Here is an 18,507-nt window from a genome sequence, read left to right on the forward strand (position 1 = left end):
TGAGGCCCTTTTAAATATCTTTTGCTCGTTTAGTGCGTTTCGGCGAGCGCAGCACCGCGCATTGTAAGGCCGCACAGCATCATCGGAACTGAATTAAAAATCTCTTCAAACTGCTCTAAACCTTCCATGCCTTGTTCTGCAAGCGTTGCAACGGAAGTCTCTGGGTCATAGAGCATACTCAGCGAGAGCAAAACCCCACCCAGTAACGCACTGTCTTCACTGTCTTCAGGCATGATCGTTTCCCAGTCATCACGAGCTAGTTGCCAGCCTTGAAGTAATCCTTCACAGAAGTCACGGGTCGCTTCATTTACGATATCTTCTTCGTCTAGTGCGCACTCCTGCGGCCATTGCCATTGGTTATCGAGCAATGCAGGGCGATACTCATTCCATAGAGCAATAATCAATTCAACATAGGTTTCAAGTTGCTCACCATCTGAAAAAGGTGCAACTTCTTCACCTCCCCATAAGAATGGAAGCCACTCTTCTGGTGGAAGAATATGTGGAGCGGTTGCCATCGCAGTAACAAAGCCATGAGTTTTCGCTTCATTGATCAATTTGTCTTGAAGCTCAGGTATAGCAAGAAGGTTTTGTAAGCTCAATGTAGATACCATAAATGTGATTGAGTTGTGATTGCGTCATGTTAACAGGCGGAGTATCTGATAAAAAGGTTGAAGGGTTTAAATATTCACTATAATTTTTGGTAAACGACAAAAATTCAATTGGTTATGGATATAAGTTCTTCGCTCAAACGGAAAAGCATTTACGCACTGGCATTCTACCTAGCCGTGGTGGTCACACTTATCGGTACGATTAGCTATCGTGTTGTCGAAACGCCAACGCGAGTGCAGTTAGAAAAGAACCTAGATCTGCGCACAGAGCTTATTTCCGAGCAGATAAAAGAACCCATTAATAGCTCTCTGGGTATTCTCCAAAGTATTGTTAGCATCGGTAGCAATAATGATAGCCAACAGCATCAAGCTGAATTGCTGAATAACCTCTTTTCTCTAATTAATGGTGTTACGGTAAGTGGGGGGCTATGGCCAACGCCTTACTCAATAGATAAAGACATCGCGTATTCGAGCATTTTCTTTAATCGAGCTAATGATGGACTTGTCGATCGTGTTTACTCGTGGGATAACCCCGAGTCAGGAGGATACGACAAAGAGTCTTGGTACACCGCCGTCGTTAATGCGCCAGTTGGCTCGGTGATTTGGTCGCAAGTTTACATTGATCCTTTTACCCAAGTTCAGATGATTACGGCTTCTTCTCCGTACTATATCCAAGGCCAATTTTCAGGTGTTGCTACCGTTGATCTTTCGTTAGAGGATCTGGTTGATTTTGTTCATAGCCATGCGGAAGAATACGATCTTGGTGTTGTTCTCAGAGACTCTTATGGTGAAGTCATTACCGAGCACAACTTTCAAATCGTTGAAGGTATTTATATTAGCCAACACAGCTTCGGCGACTTTGGCTGGAGTGTTGATGTTGTCAATGCTAAAAGGCTGGTTGCTGAGCAGGTCTATGACGTCGTGCTCAAGGTGGAATCTGGCATCATTCCTATCATGTTGGCGTGCGTTATGCTCGGTTACTTGTTGATTAACCGCTTCCTAATTTCGCCAATCATTTTGATTGCTCAAAAAGTTGATGATTCGAAAAGAGGTGGGATTATCGACATTACTTACGACAGTAATGATGAGATACGCCACCTTATAGATAAGTTTAATCAAAAAACGGTTTTCCTCGAAGCAGAAAAAGTGAAAGCTCAGGCGTCTACTAAAGCCAAAAGTGCTTTTCTAGCGACATTGTCCCATGAGATACGTACTCCAATGAATGGCGTGCTTGGTACTGCGCAAATCCTACTAAAGACGGAACTCTCCGATGAACAGCGTAAGCATCTACGAACATTGTACGAGTCTGGCGACCATATGATGACCTTACTGAATGAGATCCTAGACTTTTCTAAAATTGAACAAGGGCACCTGGAGCTTGAAAAACACCCATTCCCACTAGATTCCATTATCGGCAGTATCAATAGCGTTTACTTTACTTTATGTAGTGAAAAAGGGCTTCAATTCAAAGTGATTTCAGATGTCCCGAAAGGGCGTTGGTATCTCTCTGATAAAGCGAGACTGCGCCAGATTTTATTTAATTTGCTTAATAATGCGGTCAAGTTTACTTCCCGTGGTTATGTTGAAGTTTACTTCTCTGAGAAAAGCATTGATGGGTTGGAGTATTTACATATTCGGGTAAGAGATACTGGTATTGGTATTGCCAAAGAATCGCAAGATAAGATCTTCAACCCGTTTGAGCAAGCTGAGTCATCTACAACGAGAAGATTTGGGGGGACTGGGCTTGGGCTAGCTATTGTCAAACAGCTATGTGAACTGATGGATGGTGATATTCATCTAACCAGTGAACTGGGAATCGGTTCGAGTTTTGAAGTACAAATTAGGATGGCGACGTGTGAGCCCGTCTTAGTCGATGTGAAGCAACATAAGAAACTCAGTTACCAAGGGCTCAAAGTTCTCATTGTTGAAGATAATCGAACTAACGCCATTATTCTAACGACATTCATGACCAATAAAGGGTTTGCCTGTGATTGTGTTGAGAATGGTGAACTCGCCGTTCACGCCATTGTAACAGGTGAGTACGATCTTATTTTGATGGATAACCACATGCCAGTGATGGATGGTGTTGAGGCCACAACGGCAATTCGAGCACTACATGACAGCAAAGCTAACATTCTAATATTTGGTTGTACTGCAGATGTATTTAAAGATACTCGTGAACGAATGCTGAGCGTCGGGGTCGACTACATCGTATCAAAACCTATTGATGAAAGTGATCTTGATGATGCACTGTTTTCATACGCAGAAAAGCTCTATCAATATAAGCCTCGTTTACTTAAATCGCAAAGCGAGCAAGAAGCGGAAGGTGTCGAGGCATTATTGCTGACGTGCTTTATGGCTATAGAGAATAATGAGTATTCTGAAGCGCAACAAGCGGTTAAGAAACTTGAGCATGTTCTTAGCTATCAAGGAGGTTCGACTCTTGAATCTTGTCTACAACGCATTGACGACAGCCTACAATTAGGGCAACAACCCTCGCAGCAGGATCTCGATATGCTCGCAGTTCAGGCGACTGAGTTTTGTAACTGAATTTCATGATTTTGAGTAAAAAGTAAACATTTCGATAAAAGGTAGTGATTTGCGCCAAGTTTTCCTAATGAATTGGTAGTTTATTTACTAAACTTTTCAATATTCAAAACCAAAAACTAATTAAACAGTGGTTTAATAGTGTTATTGGCTGCTTATGATTCTTAATGGCAGTTTTATTCACTGGTTTTAATTTAATTATTTAGTTTTTCGTTTTGGTAAGAAGATGAAGTCTCGAGGCCCATTCTGTATTCGTAACGCAGCGGCTGATACGTTCGCTATGGTTGTATTTTGTTTTATCTCAGGCATGTTGATTGAAATCTTGATCTCTGGCATGACCTTTGAGCAATCGCTCGCGTCGCGCACGCTTTCTATTCCCGTGAATATTGCCATTGCGTGGCCTTATGGGTTATTCCGAGATTATGTTCTTCGTCAGGGAGCACGTATTTCAGATAGCGGTTTCATGAAAAACCTCTCTGATCTAGTGGCGTACGTATTATTCCAATCACCAGTTTACGCAGCGATTCTGTTTACTGTTGGGGCTTCTACCGATCAAATTATCACAGCGGTCACCTCTAACGCGGTTGTCTCTTGTGGTATGGGGGTACTTTACGGTTACTTCTTAGATATGTGCCGGAAGTGGTTCCGCGTACCTGGCTACTATCAGGAAGCGTAAGCTGATTGATTCATCAACGAATTAGCCAGTTAATAACCAAACAGACACAATAGGGCGCTTTTTTTAGGGAATAGGCTTGACCTAACCCAATAGAATCATTAAATTAGCGCCTCGTTGGTTAACGATACCAACCATAATTTGATTCGGTGAGTTGTCCGAGTGGCTGAAGGAGCACGCCTGGAAAGTGTGTATACGGCAACGTATCGAGAGTTCGAATCTCTCACTCACCGCCAAATTCTAAACCCTAGCAGAAATGCTAGGGTTTTTTCGTTTCTGATAATCTTCTACCTTAGTGTATTTACAAATACTTCATTAATTCATCTGCGTTTCCAAGAACGATTTGTTGGCCACGTGGATTAGACTTTTGTGTATGAATATCAATATTGTAGGCGTCGAGCACATATCTAACCAAAGATGCATTGGTAGGGATCTGTAAAACGCCATCGCTCATCGCATAGTCTTTCTCGATAACTGCTTTCTGCTTTTCACTAAACCTCTTGTCTGCCACCAATTCAACATTAACGTTCTTATTCCACAAAGGGTCACTTTGCTTTTTGAAGCTAGCACTATCGTTTAAATCAGGTATCCCTTGAATGCGACTTAATACGAAATCTCGATAGTCTCTGGCATACTCACAGTAGGCTCTCACATGCCAACGTATAGGTGTACATACTAGAGTGTGAGGAGAAATTATTCTCTCAACTTCCTCGCCATCCTTTAAAGGTGTGTAGCAAATATCGACACGTTTTTTCTCTCGGATTGCCTGAACGAGAGGACGCAATACTTGCGGCGAGATATTACGTGTAACAGGGCGAACCATAGTGACATTCTCAAAGCCCATATCAAGCTCATCAAATGTAACAGTAATATCTTCACTCCTTGCAAGAATGTGCAAATATTCATCAGCATGACCGCTCGTCAATTGTGGGATAAAGCTATCACTGGGTTTGTAGCCTTTTAGTTGCTTGTCATAAATAAGGTTGTCGGGTGCCACATCGGCTAAGTAGGTATTAATATCCTTTGAAGCTTGTTGTCGGCCTATCCCAAAACTCTGCATTAGATGGCCGGTGTTTAACCGCCCTTCCCAGAGTGCAACGATCTCGATCATTCTGTATCGAGCTAAAAGATCCCACCTAAGTGGCCACTTACTCATTTGTGAACTCCTGTCTAATTATGCTACGTGTATATGTAATCAGTGTTTACCTGTCGCTGATGACGTCATATTATTTTTAGCGATAAATTCAGTCAATCATTAACCGAGAACAACTGGCTCTAATCTACTGGGATCGCATTTCTGTCTATGCGAGCTTGGTATAATTTTCCCGCTACTCGCTATATTACTTGGGGTCGAGCAAATGAAACTAAATCATTACTTAAGAAAGATAGAACAAGGAAAACCAATTAATCTCGAGCATTTTCGACGATGTCTACCATTTTCTGATGATGACAAATGGAGAAAAATTTACAGTTTTGTTCGCGCGCACGATGGCTACTTGTTAACCATTGATGATATTGAAGCGCACAACAAATTGTATTTGAAGAAGCCGAGTAATCGAGTTGGTGCCTCTAAGTTAGGTCGATCTCATGACTTTCAAACGAGCTTCTCTCATCTATTAGTGTTAAATCGTATCAATGACTCTCAAATTCCCTTCGTCGTTGTGTGTGATGTTAATGGGTTCAGAGCTGGGGGGAAGCTTGTAGGCAAGCGAGCTGTCCTGATTGAGAATATTGAAAATTTTTACAGATATCAGGAGTTTTTAGAGGCTCTTGGTCACTCAGGATTGGTAGAAAGTAGTGATGTTATTTTTGGTTCTGGGAATCAAATATGTCATCACCTAAATATTTCGTTTCTATCGAGTTATGAAGATATTTATTGTGCTCAAGATATTGAGCTTGGCGGGCTTACTACATTTAAGTCACTAAAAAATGCGTTGCCGCAGTGTAAGTGGTTAGCTCCCGCTGATTGGGAAGCTTTCAGAGGTAGCTTTCAGTTAAAGCCTAAGAACAGTAACCATCTAGCTAAAGCTATCAAGCTTGCCAGAGAGTTAGATCTTAATACTGAGGCCGATCTAATGAACCAAACTCGTCATTTTATGGAACAGGAAGCCTTCCTTCCTGTACTTGAACAGGATTAATTTATGCTAAAGAATGCCATAGACAATTTACTTATTAGTATTTCGCGTTTAATTGCTATTGATTCGGCGGGAGTGGCTATCGCAGAGATCGACCTCAGAGAGGGCGGTATCTTAATTGGTGGCGGGAATATTGGTAAAACGTCGATCCTCAATGCGATCCGATTATTTTTATTACCAGAAGAAAACTTCAAAGACTCAAAAAACAAGTTCGGCTTTTCAGATAAAGAAGGCAATTTTTACTCTAATGATGAGTGTTTTGAGCACTACTTTCCGAGTAGCACCAGCTTTTTGATTTTAGAGTGCGATAACTATTTAGGCGGACCTATCCCTCACTGTCAGATACTTTATCGTGGTAGTTCAGAAAAACTCGATTATCGCCGTATGTTTACCTCGCTAAGATATGAGCAAATACGCCACCTTTTTTGGGATGACAACGCCGGATACGATGGTATTGGTGGTCGAGTAGATGATCTAACGCTGAGCAAAGTACAGGCTTTTCTCAAGCGTGAGGACAAGCATTTTAAGTCATTGGTGCGTTCATCTGCGATTAAAGAGGTGATATACGCTAATCAACTACTCGATATTGATGCGATGCGTTTCTGCTTGTTCCCTCTTAGTTCAACTAAAGATGCGGATGTCGATGCTTTTCGAGCACTCGTTCGTTTGTTATTCGATATGAAGACCGGTTCGGACACGGTTCGCTTGGCTGTCGCCAACATCATTGAATCTAGAAAGAAGGAGCGAAAAGACGAGCTTAATTTCGATATTGATGCCTTTATTAATCATAACGAGATGTTGTCACGTCGTGAGCTGGTACTCAAAAAGATAGAAAGCCTAAGACCTGAATTCGAAAAGCTAGCTCTCAGTCATCAACAATTAGTGAGCAATAAAGATGCTGAAGATGCGTTGATGCAGTACGCGATGATGCTAGGCAGCCGAATCAATCAAGAAAATCAGGCTCTTGAGCAAGAAGAGGTGCAGCTAACGTTACAAAAAGAAAAGGTACGCTCTGCTAAGAAAGCGAGTAATGACACTCTTGATAAACAAAAAACACTGCAAGGTGAAATTAACGTACTGTCTCGTCGACAGAAAAAGCTTGTTGAGGTTGTGCAAGAGACGGAGCTTATCATCAATATATACGATGAAAGTGAGACGATAGACGACATAGTTTCAGGCCACCGTGAACACCTAGATGATAGAAAGGAAGCGTTAAGATTAAAGGAAGATGCAGAGGCTCTACAAACTGAATTGGAAACGCTCAAGCAGGAAATTTCCAACCTTGAAGAGGCGGAAGCTCGCTATCAAGCCTCGGTCAACGCACAACAATACAAGCTGTTTAACCAGTTACCTGAAAGTGTTTGGATGAAGTTAGCAGCGGTCAATGAGGAGTTGGCGGAGTCTAATCCTGCAAGAGTGTTATCCTCATCTGAGCGGCAGGCAATTGAGTCATTTACCGATTTATTAGAAGAAAAACAGCAGCACTACGCACTTTGGGATTTAACATTAGAGTTTATCCTGCCCACAAATCGAGAGTCCGATCAAACGCGGTTATCTAAAGTACAAGAGACCTTAGAGCAAAAACGCATACGAGTCGCAGAACTCAGTGCGATGGGAAATCAATCCCGCATTGAGCGTATTAAAGAAATTACGGCGTTGAAAACTGAAATTAAACGTACACAAAACGAAATCAGCTTGTTGCTTGCGTACACCAATGACACTCATCAGCTTACAGAGATTAATAAAGAGCTCGCTGAAGCTGAACAAGCTCGTGACTCGTTAGAAAAACAGTTTGATGCACAAAATACTCTGTTGTTACAAGAGAAGCACTCGTTTGACGCGCAAACTGACAAACTAACCGAGAAAAAACAACAGCTAGAAAAATTAACCAGATACAGCGTGAGGGTCAAAGCGGAACTTCAGGCGCATCATCTTCCAGTAAGCGATTTTTCAGTCTTACCTGACCAAACAGTGGACTTGTCGGAAGAAACACTACACAAGCGAATTGAGAGTCTAAACAGTAAGCGTAAAGCCAAGACAGATATTACAGAGAGGCTTCAAGATTTCGTTAGAGAGCAAGTGCTAGAAAATGACGATAAGTTGATGCTGTCTCACCTCGATGACGAGCTTCTAGAACATGCATTTCACCAGCTTCAAACGCGCTATCAAGGTCTAGATGAGGAGTTTGATATTCTGCGTAAACACTTTATTGAACATAAGCACTCTGTTCACGCCATTATCAATGAGCTAAAAAACAATCGAGAAATGGTTCGCCAATTTGAGCAAAGTATTAATCGCGCGTTTGAGGGATTAGTGATTAATGACTTGTCGGAGGTAGCAGCCAAAATCAAAGTGGAAGCTCGATTTGATGATTTGGTGAATGAAATAGAGTTTTTTGATACGCATTCTGATCAAAAAGCCTCTGAACAATTTATTGAACGTCTCAAGGCCTTTAGTAAAAAGTTCTTCCCAGAAGGCAAAGCTGCATTGTTAACGATGGAGCAGATAGTGTCTGGTATTTCATACCGAGTAAAAAAACAGGGACAAGAAGGCTGGGAGAGTAAATCACAATCTACTTCGACCATTATGCTTATTAACATCAAACTGGTTGAAATTTTACTTGGTAGATTGAGAAACAGCGCTTGTTCTACTCAGTTTCCGTTGGTTATTGACGAAGGTGCTTCGGTTGATAGCTCTCAATTTGACTGGCTGTTGCCCAATATGAAACAAGCAGGGTTTAGAGTATTAAGCGCATCGACTAACTCTGCATCCAGTGAGATCATCTTCAAGTTTGGGCAGCATTTTCGATTAGATGCCATGCGCACAGCAACACCTTATAGCAAAGCAAGAACCATTGCTTTTACAGGCATGCCAGAAAGTTTTGTGACAAAAGGAAGTATGTTGGATAGAGAGCAGCTTGATATGTTTGGAGAGGCATATGAGTGATCAACGACTTCTAACCATCCCTACATTTGCCATAATGCTTGAACATCACACCATCATGAGAGATGTGATCCGTACAATGGATGAGAGCGGTGAGCCTTATGTGAGAGAAGCGTCCTTTATCTCTAGATTGCACCGTTACATACAAGGTCAAAGCAAAGAGAAGCAGAAACAATTACGTACGGCCTTTTCTACCGATAACTTATTAGCTTCCCATATTTTGGTGGATAAAGATGAGTTCGGGAGCGAGAGTCGCTTGATCTTTGATCGTGCGGTGATAGGGGTATTCCGTCTGTTTGACCGCAGCTTATTTCAAGACCTTACCGATGTGGCACTTAAGATCCAGCTTGGGGGCATACGGTTACTCCTAGAAAAGCTTCAATCGAGTTCGATGCTGTATAGCGATAGTGACCTAGATTTCAAGGAGCTAATTGATGAGTTATTTCATCAATTGAGTGAGTTGCTTAACAGCATCCGCTTGAACTTGGTCAAAATGCAGACCATCAACCAAGAGCTCAGCGATGCGAGTGAACTTGCCGCGAAGTCTCATAACCCACAAGTGTTTTCTGCTCTTCAGCAAGAGTCGATAGAAAAAATATCTTTATTGCTTTCTCGCCACATATTGCCAACTAGGCAGTTTTTGGATGAAAAAAGCCGTTTGAAAGATGGTCCGAACTTGTTTGAATGTTTACAAAGCTTACGCAGTCAGTTCGATCACCATCAAGACCATCAGCGGGCTAATGCGATGCTAAGGTATGAGGTGAGTTTTAACAGCTTTCATAAACAGATAAGCAAAGTTTCTCAATCGGTGGATCAGTTTTTGGCGCGTTCCAAAAAACGCCTTCAACAGTTTAATGCAATTGAAGGCGCGTTTAATGAGTTATTGAATGAATTAGATGCCACAAAACAAAACCTCAAGCGCAGCCAGATTGATGGACAATTTGCTCGTTATAACGGAAGTTTTATGGGATTAATGCAGCAAGCTAGACCCAAAGTTCTGCGCATCAGTAGTTCAGAAGCCTACCTAAACAACGTAGTGAGTGATATTGAAGCGCGAATTGTGGACAGGAGTTTGCTAGAGCAGAGCCGTTATGTGGATTTAGTCAGCGTAAAAGATGATTCTACGGAACAAAGGCTTGCGCGTGCAGAGCAGATATTTGAGTTAGTTAAAGATATGAAAATGGCAGAGTATCAGGATCTTACACTCTCACTTCATCGTCGCCTTAAAGATTATTTCTCTGACTATCACTTTGTTGATCTATTGGAGGGGCTCAACTTCATATTGCGAAGTGAGGCAATGCTTGATGGACATACACTCAAAATGACCAACTTTCGTCAGCGTCTCGCCCAAGGCGACAATATTTATTTATACCGCAAAATCCGAACAGAGCGAGTAATTCAGTAATGAGCCCCTTTTCTCAAATCAACATGGCGAAAAGCCAGCAGATATACGCCACCTTCGTTAATGGTAAGGTGATCACCAAGCAGGTTTATGACCTTTATCAGCAGAGCTTTCTAGAGAGCCCACTCTATACCGAGCTTTACAACAATTTAGATCACTTTACTCAGCTCTACCTTCATATAGGCTATACGCTTAACTTCAATGTCGAGGGCGAGTTTTTCTATATTAGCCGTAGTGAAGCGGAAGAGGACGCCGACACAAATGCCACCAAAATCCAGGCAATGTTGTTGATTATCGCCCGCTATTGGGTAGACAAAGGTTTTGACCTCGATGATTTAATGACGCCAGTCATTGGGCTAGGGCGCACGGCACTAGAAGAAATTGCTGAACAGACGATTTATGATGATATTCGTCAAGCACTCGGAATAGAAACATGGGACAAGGCCTTAAACTACCTTGCAGACAGAAACTTTCTCTATCAATGTGGCGATAAGCATTACATTTTGAGCTCAGCAGGTATGCACTTCCTTAATCTCCATGTCGAAAAGTACTCTCAAGAGCAAGATTAGGTAGGCTTTAGCGTTATCTATGATGTCAGCTAGGCTTGATGTTGGTTAGCTAAATCTCTGAATTAACTAACAGTCTTAAACATAGTAAAATGCTAATCTAGTTGCAGTTAAAGCCTGTTGGATGTGGTGAAAGGAACTTTGCGTGGAAAAAAGTAATTTTGAGTTTTTAAAGCATCATGATGAATTGCTGTTTCAATTAGCGAATCGAGCAGAGCAATGTTTTGTTCCTGACCCTAATACTACTTTGGTAAAGATTCGTCAGCTAGGGGAAGCATTAGCGCAGAATGTAGCTGCGCGTGTTGGCGTACAGTATGGTAAAGATGATGAAGGGAGAGATATCAGACAAGTCGATCTCTTACGGAACCTTGAGTACAAACTGACCCTCGATGCGCGTATTAGTGATTCTTTCCACACAATCAGAAAGCTTGGTAACACTGCTAACCACGATTTCACCTCTTCTAGTCACAGAGATGCGTTAAAAGCTTTGGTGCTAGGGCATGCCCTTAGTGCTTGGTACCATACTCTGTTTGGAGGCTATCACGCAAAAGGCTTTAGGCCTGAGCCATTCATAAAACCTCAAGACCCATCTGAACATGTAAGGCAGCTCGAAGAAAAACTGCAAGCGTTAGAAATTGCGCAACAGAGAACCTCAGAACGATTAAAAGTCGCTGAAGAACTCAAACAAGTTGAAGCTGAAAAAGCTCACGCGCAGAAAATGCGAGCTGAGCAGATGCAGGCAGAAAGCCAGTTATGGGAAGAGGTTGCAACTGAACATGAAGCGACACTGTCTCAATATCGCAAGAAGATGGATGATGCTAACGTTCTTTATTTGGCTGGTTTTAATAAGCAGAGTTCAGATGAGCAAGCCAAGCTTATTGGTAAGATTGAAAAGTCACGTTTGGAGCTAAATGAAGAAGAAACTCGTGTACTGATTGACGAGCAACTTAATGATGCGAAATGGAAAGCAGACAGCGTAAACCTTAAATATTCAAAAGGTGCAAGACCCGTAGCCAATGAGAACCGTGCGATAGCAGAATGGCCGACGAACTCCGGTCCTGCTGATTACGTTTTATTTATGGGCTTAACCCCTGTAGCAGTAGTAGAAGCAAAGAAAAGTGCCAAGAACGTCTATGGTGCCATTGACCAAGCAAAGCGCTACGCTAAAGGCTTAACCAATAAAGGTGGGATTGTTATTGAAACCACTTACGGTGAGTTTAAAGTGCCAGTCGTGTTTGCGACTAATGGTCGACCTTACTTAGAACAACTAGAGCAAGAGAGTGGTATTTGGTTTTTGGATGTTCGAGATACGACTAATCGCCGAAGAGCCCTGAAAGGTTGGTACTCGCCTAGTGAAATTAAAGCTTACCTTCGTCAAACGCCACAACAAGCAGATCAAGAACTTGACCAGATGGGGTTTGATTACGATCTAAAACTGCGTGACTATCAGGTTAAGGCAATTCAGTCGGTAGAGCAGGCGATTAAACAAGGTAAGACGAATGCGCTGGTAGCAATGGCAACCGGAACCGGTAAAACCAAAACCTGTATTGCTTTAGTGTATCGCTTGCTCAAAGCGGAACGTTTTCGCCGTATTCTATTTTTGGTTGATCGCTCTGCACTTGGCGTTCAGGCAACCACCGACTTTGGTGAAGTTCGCTTAGAGAACTTAAATACCTTTGCCGATACATTCGATGTTATTGGTATGGAAGCAGACAAACCACCAGTCGCTAAGCCTGAAGACGATACCAAAGTCCATGTCGCTACTGTACAAGGCCTAGTGAAACGTATTTTGTACCCGAATGATGGTGATACCAAACCAGGCGTTGGTCAATACGACTGCATTGTGGTTGATGAATGTCACCGCGGCTATCTGCTTGACCGAATTCAGAGTGAGACGGAACTAGAGTTTCGCGATCAAAAAGATTACCAATCCAAGTACCGAGCAGTTTTGGATTACTTTGATGCCTTCAAAATTGGCTTAACTGCCACGCCAGCGCTGCATACGGTAGATATCTTTGGTGAACCTATCTTTAGTTACACCTATACCGAAGCAGTCATTGATGGCTATCTTAACGATCACCTACCACCGATAAGAATTCACACCAAGCTTGCAGAGCAGGGCATTCATTACGACATCAACGAAGAAGTTCAGGCTTACAACGTAGAAGACAATACGATTGAAAAATATCGTACACCAGATGAACTCGATTTCGATGTATCGCAGTTTAACAAGAAGGTGGTGAGCCCAAACTTCACCAAAGTCGTGACTAAATGGCTCATAGAAAGTGATGCCATTAACCCTTACTCAGAAGCGAAAACGCTCATATTCTGTGTGACAGATAAACACGCTGATCAAGTCGTTGAAGCCCTAAAGGAAGCGTGTGAACACTATCATGGTGAGGTAGAAGACGACGCCATCCAAAAAATCACCGGAGCATCGGATAAGCCATTAGAAAAAATCCGTCTGTTTAAGAACGATCGTTTACCCAATATTGCGGTGACGGTGGATCTATTAACCACAGGGGTGGATGTTCCCAAGATTTGTAATCTGGTCTTCCTGCGTCGTGTGAATAGCCGAATCTTGTTTGAACAGATGTTAGGCCGAGCAACCCGTTTATGTGATGAGATCGCCAAGGGGCCATTTAGAATCTTTGACGCGGTCGATATTTACACTCAGCTTGAAGATGTGAACAGTATGAAGCCCGTTGTGACCAACGTGAATATCACGTTCAGCGAGCTCGAGAATGAAATGATTCAGGTCGATGAGGAAGAACTGCAAACGTTGGCAAAAAATCAGTTTATCGCCAAGCTTCAGGTTAAACGTCGTCATTTAACTGACTCTCAGCGAGAAGATTTTGAAACCATTGTCGGCCAATCCCCTGAAGACTTTATTCAAGATATGAAGAGTCGACCAGTTGATGAAGTTGCAGAGTGGTTTACCAAGCATCCGGGCTTAGGCGAGCTGTTAGATAGTAAAGTGACCGGAGGCGGTAACCGCCCTCCGGTGATAATTTCTGATCATGACGACGAGGTGACCAATGTCACTACAGGTTACGGTGATGGGCAAAAACCATCTGATTATCTGCAAGCATTTAGCGATTTTGTTAACGCCAATAGTAACCGTTTGATCGCAATTCAAACAGTTGTGCAAAAACCTTGGGAATTAACAAGAAAAAGCCTAAAAGAGCTGGCGATTGAGCTTGAAAAGAACCGCTTTAGAGAACAAGATCTGCAAGTTGCGTGGAACGAAGTAAAAAACGAAGAAATCGCCGCTCGAATCATCGGCTTTATTCGTCAAGCTGCGCTCGGCGAGCCTCTTATTCCTTTTGAGCAGCGAGTAGAAAAAGCGCTTGAAACCATGTTAGCGAGTCAAGATTGGAAAACACCACAAAAGAAATGGCTAGAGCTTATCGCTAAACAGATGAAAGCCACCACTATTGTCGACTTGCCAGCGTTGGATCAAGGCATCTTCAAGCAACAGCAAGGCGGGCTAAAACGCGCTAACAAACTTTTTGAACAGCCTGTAGAGGATGTTCTCTTACAATTTAACAAAGCATTATTTAATCAAGAATTGTGGCAATCAGTTGATCAAACCTCACCTGATGAGACAACCAAATCACAGCCACAACAACAATCAGCTTAAGCTGGTCAATACAATAGGTAGTAAATTTAATGAGTACTCAAGATCTCGTCGCCAAACTTTGGAATTTATGTAACTTACTCCGTGATGACGGTGTGACTTACCATGAGTACCTCAACGAGCTCACTTACCTTATATTCCTTAAAATGGTTGAAGAAACGGGCCAAGAGGAACTACTGCCAGAGAACTATCGTTGGGAAAATCTAGAAGCCTACAACTCAGCGACTCGCCTAGAAGAGTATCAAAAGCTGTTAACACACCTAGGCTACAATGGCTCTCGCATCACTCAAGCGATCTTCAAAAATGCCAGCACTGTTATCCGCAAACCAGCAACTCTAAATAAGCTCGTGGTAGAAATCGACAAGCTTGATTGGTACAGCGCCAAAACCGAGGGTTTGGGTGATATGTATGAGGGTCTGTTAGAGATCAACGCAGGTGAGAAAAAATCGGGTGCTGGTCAGTACTTTACACCGCGTGTGCTTATCGATGTGATGGTAGAACTAATGAAACCAACATTAGATGATGTCATTGTCGACCCGACCGCAGGTACAGGTGGTTTCTTGATCAGTGCGCACAACTACTTGGAAGAACACAACGATATTCAAGCGTTAGAGCCAGCACCTTACGATAGATACCAGCATAAAACCTTCTTTGGCATGGAGTTGGTTCAAGACACGCACCGTTTAGGCATGATGAACCTAATGCTGCATGATCTTGCCGTAAACGATAAAAACTCTGGCATTCTATTTGGTGATACCTTGTCTAACGAGGGTAAAGCACTACCACCAGCGAGCTTAATTCTTGCTAACCCGCCATTTGGTACTAAGCAGGGCGGTGGCGTACCGACACGTGACGATTTGGTTCATTACACCAGCAACAAACAACTGGCATTTTTGCATTTGATGTACCACAAAATGCTCAAACCAGGTGGCCGAGCAGCAGTTGTGCTTCCTGATAACGTATTGTTTGAAGGCTCAACAGGCCAAACGATTCGTAAAGACCTAATGGAGAAGTGTCACCTTCACACCATCTTGCGCCTGCCAACTGGTATCTTCTACGCCGCTGGGGTAAAAACCAACGTCTTGTTCTTCTCTAAACCAGAAGACGTGACCCAAGATAAAGGTCAAACCCAAAACGTATGGGTGTATGACTTGCGCTCTAACATGCCTAAGTTTGGTAAGCGTACTGTACTGACTAAAAAGCACTTTGATGAATTTTATGAAGCAGTCGGTAGCGATCTGACTCAGGTAAATGAAAAAGCTCGCCAAGACTTCCTGAGCAAGCATGAAAATGACATTGATGGTTGCCGTCTGCGCTGCTTTAGCCGTGATGAAATTAAAACTAAAGATGAGTCATTAGACCTAAGCTGGATTCGTGATGAAAACAACGAAGACGCTTCCAAGCTGCCTGCGCCAGATGTACTGGTCAATGAAGCGCTGGTTGAAATGGCAGGGGCAATGGAAGAGCTAAAAGCGATTTTGGCGGATTTGGATTCAGCGGAAAGTGATGAGGTGGCTCTGTGAGTGAGTTACCTAATGGTTGGAGTACTAGTTCTATTTTTGATATTGCTTCCCCTAAGCAGTGGAAGACTATACCTAAGAAGCTTTTAACTGACGAGGGTTACAATGTTTATGGAGCAAATGGCATCATAGGTAAATTTACCGAATATACCCATGAAAATCCGACTTTGATGATCACTTGTCGTGGTGCTACTTGTGGCAACGTTCATGTATCGAAACCTAAATCTTATATAAACGGGAATGCAATGGCACTTGATGACTTATCTGAAAGTGTGAGCATTAAATTTTTATATTATTTTCTAAAATCGAATGATTTTAAAAATGTAATTTCAGGTTCCGCACAACCTCAAATTACACAAGAAGGCTTGGCCAAATTACAGCTTTTAATTGCGCCTCTAAACGAACAAATCCGCATTGCCAATAAGTTAGATTCTATCCTTGCTAAGGTCGACAAAGCCCAAGCTCGTTTAGACAAGATTCCTGCCATCCTAAAACGTTTCCGTCAATCCGTATTGGCTGCTGCAACGTCTGGGGAGTTGACTAAAGAGTGGCGATCTATCAAAGGAATAGGCTTCGAAGAGTGGGCCCAGACGAAATTGGCAGAAGTAGCGACCTCTCTGGATCCAAACCCATCTCATCGTTATCCGAAATCCGATAGTTCCGGAGTGCCCATTTTATCTACTCAACAATTTGTGGGTGAATCTGGTTGGACAACCGATAAAGCGAAATTGGTTAATCGTGAGTTCTATGAAGAACGAAAAGAGAAAACTGGTTTTTTTAAGAATGACATCATTTTTGCTCGAAAGGGGCGACTTGGTTTAGCTCGGTTTGCACCTACCAACATGGAATTCGTTTTTAGTCATACAGTGTTTATCGTTCGAGCTTCTGAGAAAGTGAAATCTGATTACTTATTGTGGTACCTGAGAGATGAGCAGTCGCTGGAATGGCTTGTGAAAGAAATGAACTCAAATACAGGTGTTCCAACCTTAGGAAAGGGTGTTTTTGAAAAACTTCCGATTAATTTGCCATGTGGAGAAGAGCAATCAGAAATTGTGTCTCGTATAGAGCGGCTTTTTTCTCGTGCGAATAAAATTGAAAAACAATACCTAGACGCTAAAGCTCGCTTGGACCGCTTAACTCAATCAATACTAGCCAAAGCTTTCCGAGGCGAGTTAGTACCGCAAGACCCAAATGATGAACCAGCAGAGAAACTGTTAGAACGTATTGTTGCTGAAAAAGAGCAGAGTAAGCCGAAAAAGACCACTCGCAAACGCGCCACCAAAGCAAAAGCGGCAGAGAAGGAATAATGAACGAAATGAATCAATCACTCTCTTTAGTCAACATCAAAGCCAACAACTTTAAGTCGTTGGTGGACTTTTCACTGCCGTTTAGTAAATTTAACTGTTTAGTGGGGTTAAACGGTTCAGGTAAATCAACCGTATTACAGTTTATTGATTTCCTTTCGCAACAGGTAAGTGGAGATATCGATGAATGGCTTGAAAGCCGTCAGTGGAACGCAAGAGATCTAAATTCAACACTAACGCCAAAATCGAATATTACCTTCACGGTTGAGCTTTCTTATTCTGATAACCCCGTTATTTGGGAAGGCAGTTTCAACAGAACAGAGTTGTACTGTACCGCAGAGAAAATTACATGGGGTGGAAAGGTCTTACTCAATGTTGCTGATGGTAAGTTTTCATTGCCTACAGAGGGGCTACAGGCGCCGATCACTTTTGATTACCAAGGTTCGATTCTATCCCAATTAAGAGAGAATCAATTGCCAAAGGAGCTAGTGGCGTTTAAAACCTTCTTTAATGAGCTAAATGCATTAGACATGCTTTCTCCTGAAATGCTTCGTGATCAACACATCAGCGGTAAAACACTGGGCGCTGGCGGTAAGATGCTTTCAAGCTTTATCAGTAATATGACCAAAGAAGAGAAAGCGAACCTAGTGGCTACGTTGAAAGAGCTATACCCAAGCTTGATCAAAGTTGATGCAACAGTTCAAAAGTCGGCTGGCACCGTTAGGCTAGAAATTGAAGAAAAGTTTGGTGAGAAAAGCATCAAAACCGAAGCCAGACACATCAACGATGGCTTACTGCGTTTTATGGCAATTTTTGCTCAGTTGACCAAAAAACAAAGCGCACTATTACTCGATGAGATTGAAAACGGTGTTAACCCAGAGCTTATCGAAAAGCTAGTCGACAGCTTAGTTGAAGCCAATACCCAAGTGATTGTCACCACTCACAGCCCAATGATACTTAACTACATGGAAGATGACGTCGCTAAAAAAGGCGTAGTTTACTTGTATAAGAATAAGGCGGGTGCAACCCAAGCCATTCGCCTGTTTGACCTTCCTTCAATGCAACGCAAGCTGAAGTTCATGGGGCCAGGTGAGGCCTACGAAGATACGATACTTGAAAATCTAGCGCCAGAAGCCGCGACAGTTCAACTGATTAGCAACTAAAGAGGG

At 42.5% G+C, this 18,507-nt stretch carries 12 protein-coding genes and 1 tRNA gene; 11 read left to right on the top strand and 2 right to left on the bottom strand.

Features of this window, described 5'->3' with window-relative positions; all coding sequences use genetic code 11:
• Positions 1–29: 29 nt before the first annotated feature.
• Positions 30–599, bottom strand: a complete 570-nt coding sequence (locus AC4MRV_RS03790; RefSeq protein ID WP_491186093.1) for a UPF0149 family protein — start codon at positions 597–599, stop codon at positions 30–32.
• A 126-nt stretch (positions 600–725) separates the two neighbouring features.
• Between AC4MRV_RS03790 and AC4MRV_RS03795 the strand changes: the two genes are divergently transcribed.
• From AC4MRV_RS03795 to AC4MRV_RS03805, 3 genes are all read left to right on the top strand, one after another.
• Complete coding sequence (locus AC4MRV_RS03795; RefSeq protein WP_491186094.1) at positions 726–3,158, top strand: hybrid sensor histidine kinase/response regulator; 2,433 nt, start codon at positions 726–728, stop codon at positions 3,156–3,158.
• A gap of 223 nt (positions 3,159–3,381) precedes the next feature.
• Positions 3,382–3,831 carry an L-alanine exporter AlaE gene (locus AC4MRV_RS03800; RefSeq protein ID WP_491186095.1) on the top strand — a complete coding sequence of 150 codons (450 nt, stop codon included), beginning with the start codon at positions 3,382–3,384 and terminating at the stop codon, positions 3,829–3,831.
• Between the two features lie 145 nt (positions 3,832–3,976).
• Positions 3,977–4,064 (top strand) — tRNA-Ser (locus AC4MRV_RS03805).
• A gap of 65 nt (positions 4,065–4,129) precedes the next feature.
• Here the strand turns inward: AC4MRV_RS03805 and AC4MRV_RS03810 are convergent.
• Complete coding sequence (locus tag AC4MRV_RS03810; protein WP_491186096.1) at positions 4,130–4,984, bottom strand: helix-turn-helix transcriptional regulator; 855 nt, start codon at positions 4,982–4,984, stop codon at positions 4,130–4,132.
• Between the two features lie 202 nt (positions 4,985–5,186).
• On the opposite strand from AC4MRV_RS03810, the gene AC4MRV_RS03815 reads away from it, so the two are divergent.
• The 8 genes from AC4MRV_RS03815 to AC4MRV_RS03850 all read left to right on the top strand — a co-directional run bounded on the left by AC4MRV_RS03815 (position 5,187) and on the right by AC4MRV_RS03850 (position 18,501).
• Entirely contained in the window at positions 5,187–5,966 is a 780-nt protein-coding gene (locus AC4MRV_RS03815) for a hypothetical protein (protein ID WP_491186097.1), read from the top strand.
• 3 nt (positions 5,967–5,969) lie between these two features.
• A complete protein-coding gene (locus AC4MRV_RS03820) occupies positions 5,970–8,909 on the top strand; it encodes a hypothetical protein (RefSeq protein ID WP_491186098.1) in 2,940 nt (979 codons plus the stop codon).
• The gene (locus tag AC4MRV_RS03825) at positions 8,902–10,311 is read left to right on the top strand and encodes a hypothetical protein (RefSeq protein ID WP_491186099.1); all 1,410 of its coding nucleotides are present in this window, start codon (positions 8,902–8,904) and stop codon (positions 10,309–10,311) included. The genes AC4MRV_RS03820 and AC4MRV_RS03825 overlap by 8 nt, the downstream gene beginning before the upstream one ends.
• Positions 10,311–10,877, top strand: a complete 567-nt coding sequence (locus tag AC4MRV_RS03830) for a condensin complex protein MksE (RefSeq protein ID WP_045422279.1) — start codon at positions 10,311–10,313, stop codon at positions 10,875–10,877. Before AC4MRV_RS03825 ends, AC4MRV_RS03830 begins: the two co-directional genes overlap by 1 nt.
• Before the next feature lie 142 nt (positions 10,878–11,019).
• Complete coding sequence (gene hsdR / locus AC4MRV_RS03835) at positions 11,020–14,517, top strand: type I restriction-modification system endonuclease (protein ID WP_491186100.1); 3,498 nt, start codon at positions 11,020–11,022, stop codon at positions 14,515–14,517.
• A 29-nt stretch (positions 14,518–14,546) separates the two neighbouring features.
• Positions 14,547–16,037, top strand: coding sequence for a class I SAM-dependent DNA methyltransferase (locus tag AC4MRV_RS03840; protein ID WP_491186101.1), 1,491 nt, complete (start codon positions 14,547–14,549; stop codon positions 16,035–16,037).
• Complete coding sequence (locus AC4MRV_RS03845; RefSeq protein ID WP_491186102.1) at positions 16,034–17,341, top strand: restriction endonuclease subunit S; 1,308 nt, start codon at positions 16,034–16,036, stop codon at positions 17,339–17,341. The genes AC4MRV_RS03840 and AC4MRV_RS03845 overlap by 4 nt, the downstream gene beginning before the upstream one ends.
• Positions 17,341–18,501, top strand: coding sequence for an AAA family ATPase (locus AC4MRV_RS03850; RefSeq protein WP_491186103.1), 1,161 nt, complete (start codon positions 17,341–17,343; stop codon positions 18,499–18,501). Before AC4MRV_RS03845 ends, AC4MRV_RS03850 begins: the two co-directional genes overlap by 1 nt.
• The last annotated feature ends 6 nt before the right edge of the window (positions 18,502–18,507 follow it).

The sequence above is a fragment of the Vibrio sp. genome, assembly GCF_984391705.1.

Bases quoted from the DNA above. Each gene is read 5' to 3' on its own strand.
- AC4MRV_RS03795 (WP_491186094.1), top strand. From the start codon at position 726: ATGGATATAAGTTCTTCGCTCAAACGGAAAAGCATTTACGCACTGGCA.
- AC4MRV_RS03850 (WP_491186103.1), top strand. From the start codon at position 17,341: ATGAACGAAATGAATCAATCACTCTCTTTAGTCAACATCAAAGCCAAC.
- AC4MRV_RS03830 (WP_045422279.1), top strand. From the start codon at position 10,311: ATGAGCCCCTTTTCTCAAATCAACATGGCGAAAAGCCAGCAGATATAC.
- AC4MRV_RS03815 (WP_491186097.1), top strand. From the start codon at position 5,187: ATGAAACTAAATCATTACTTAAGAAAGATAGAACAAGGAAAACCAATT.
- AC4MRV_RS03810 (WP_491186096.1), bottom strand. From the start codon at position 4,984: ATGAGTAAGTGGCCACTTAGGTGGGATCTTTTAGCTCGATACAGAATG.
- AC4MRV_RS03825 (WP_491186099.1), top strand. From the start codon at position 8,902: ATGAGTGATCAACGACTTCTAACCATCCCTACATTTGCCATAATGCTT.
- AC4MRV_RS03840 (WP_491186101.1), top strand. From the start codon at position 14,547: ATGAGTACTCAAGATCTCGTCGCCAAACTTTGGAATTTATGTAACTTA.
- AC4MRV_RS03820 (WP_491186098.1), top strand. From the start codon at position 5,970: ATGCTAAAGAATGCCATAGACAATTTACTTATTAGTATTTCGCGTTTA.
- AC4MRV_RS03800 (WP_491186095.1), top strand. From the start codon at position 3,382: ATGAAGTCTCGAGGCCCATTCTGTATTCGTAACGCAGCGGCTGATACG.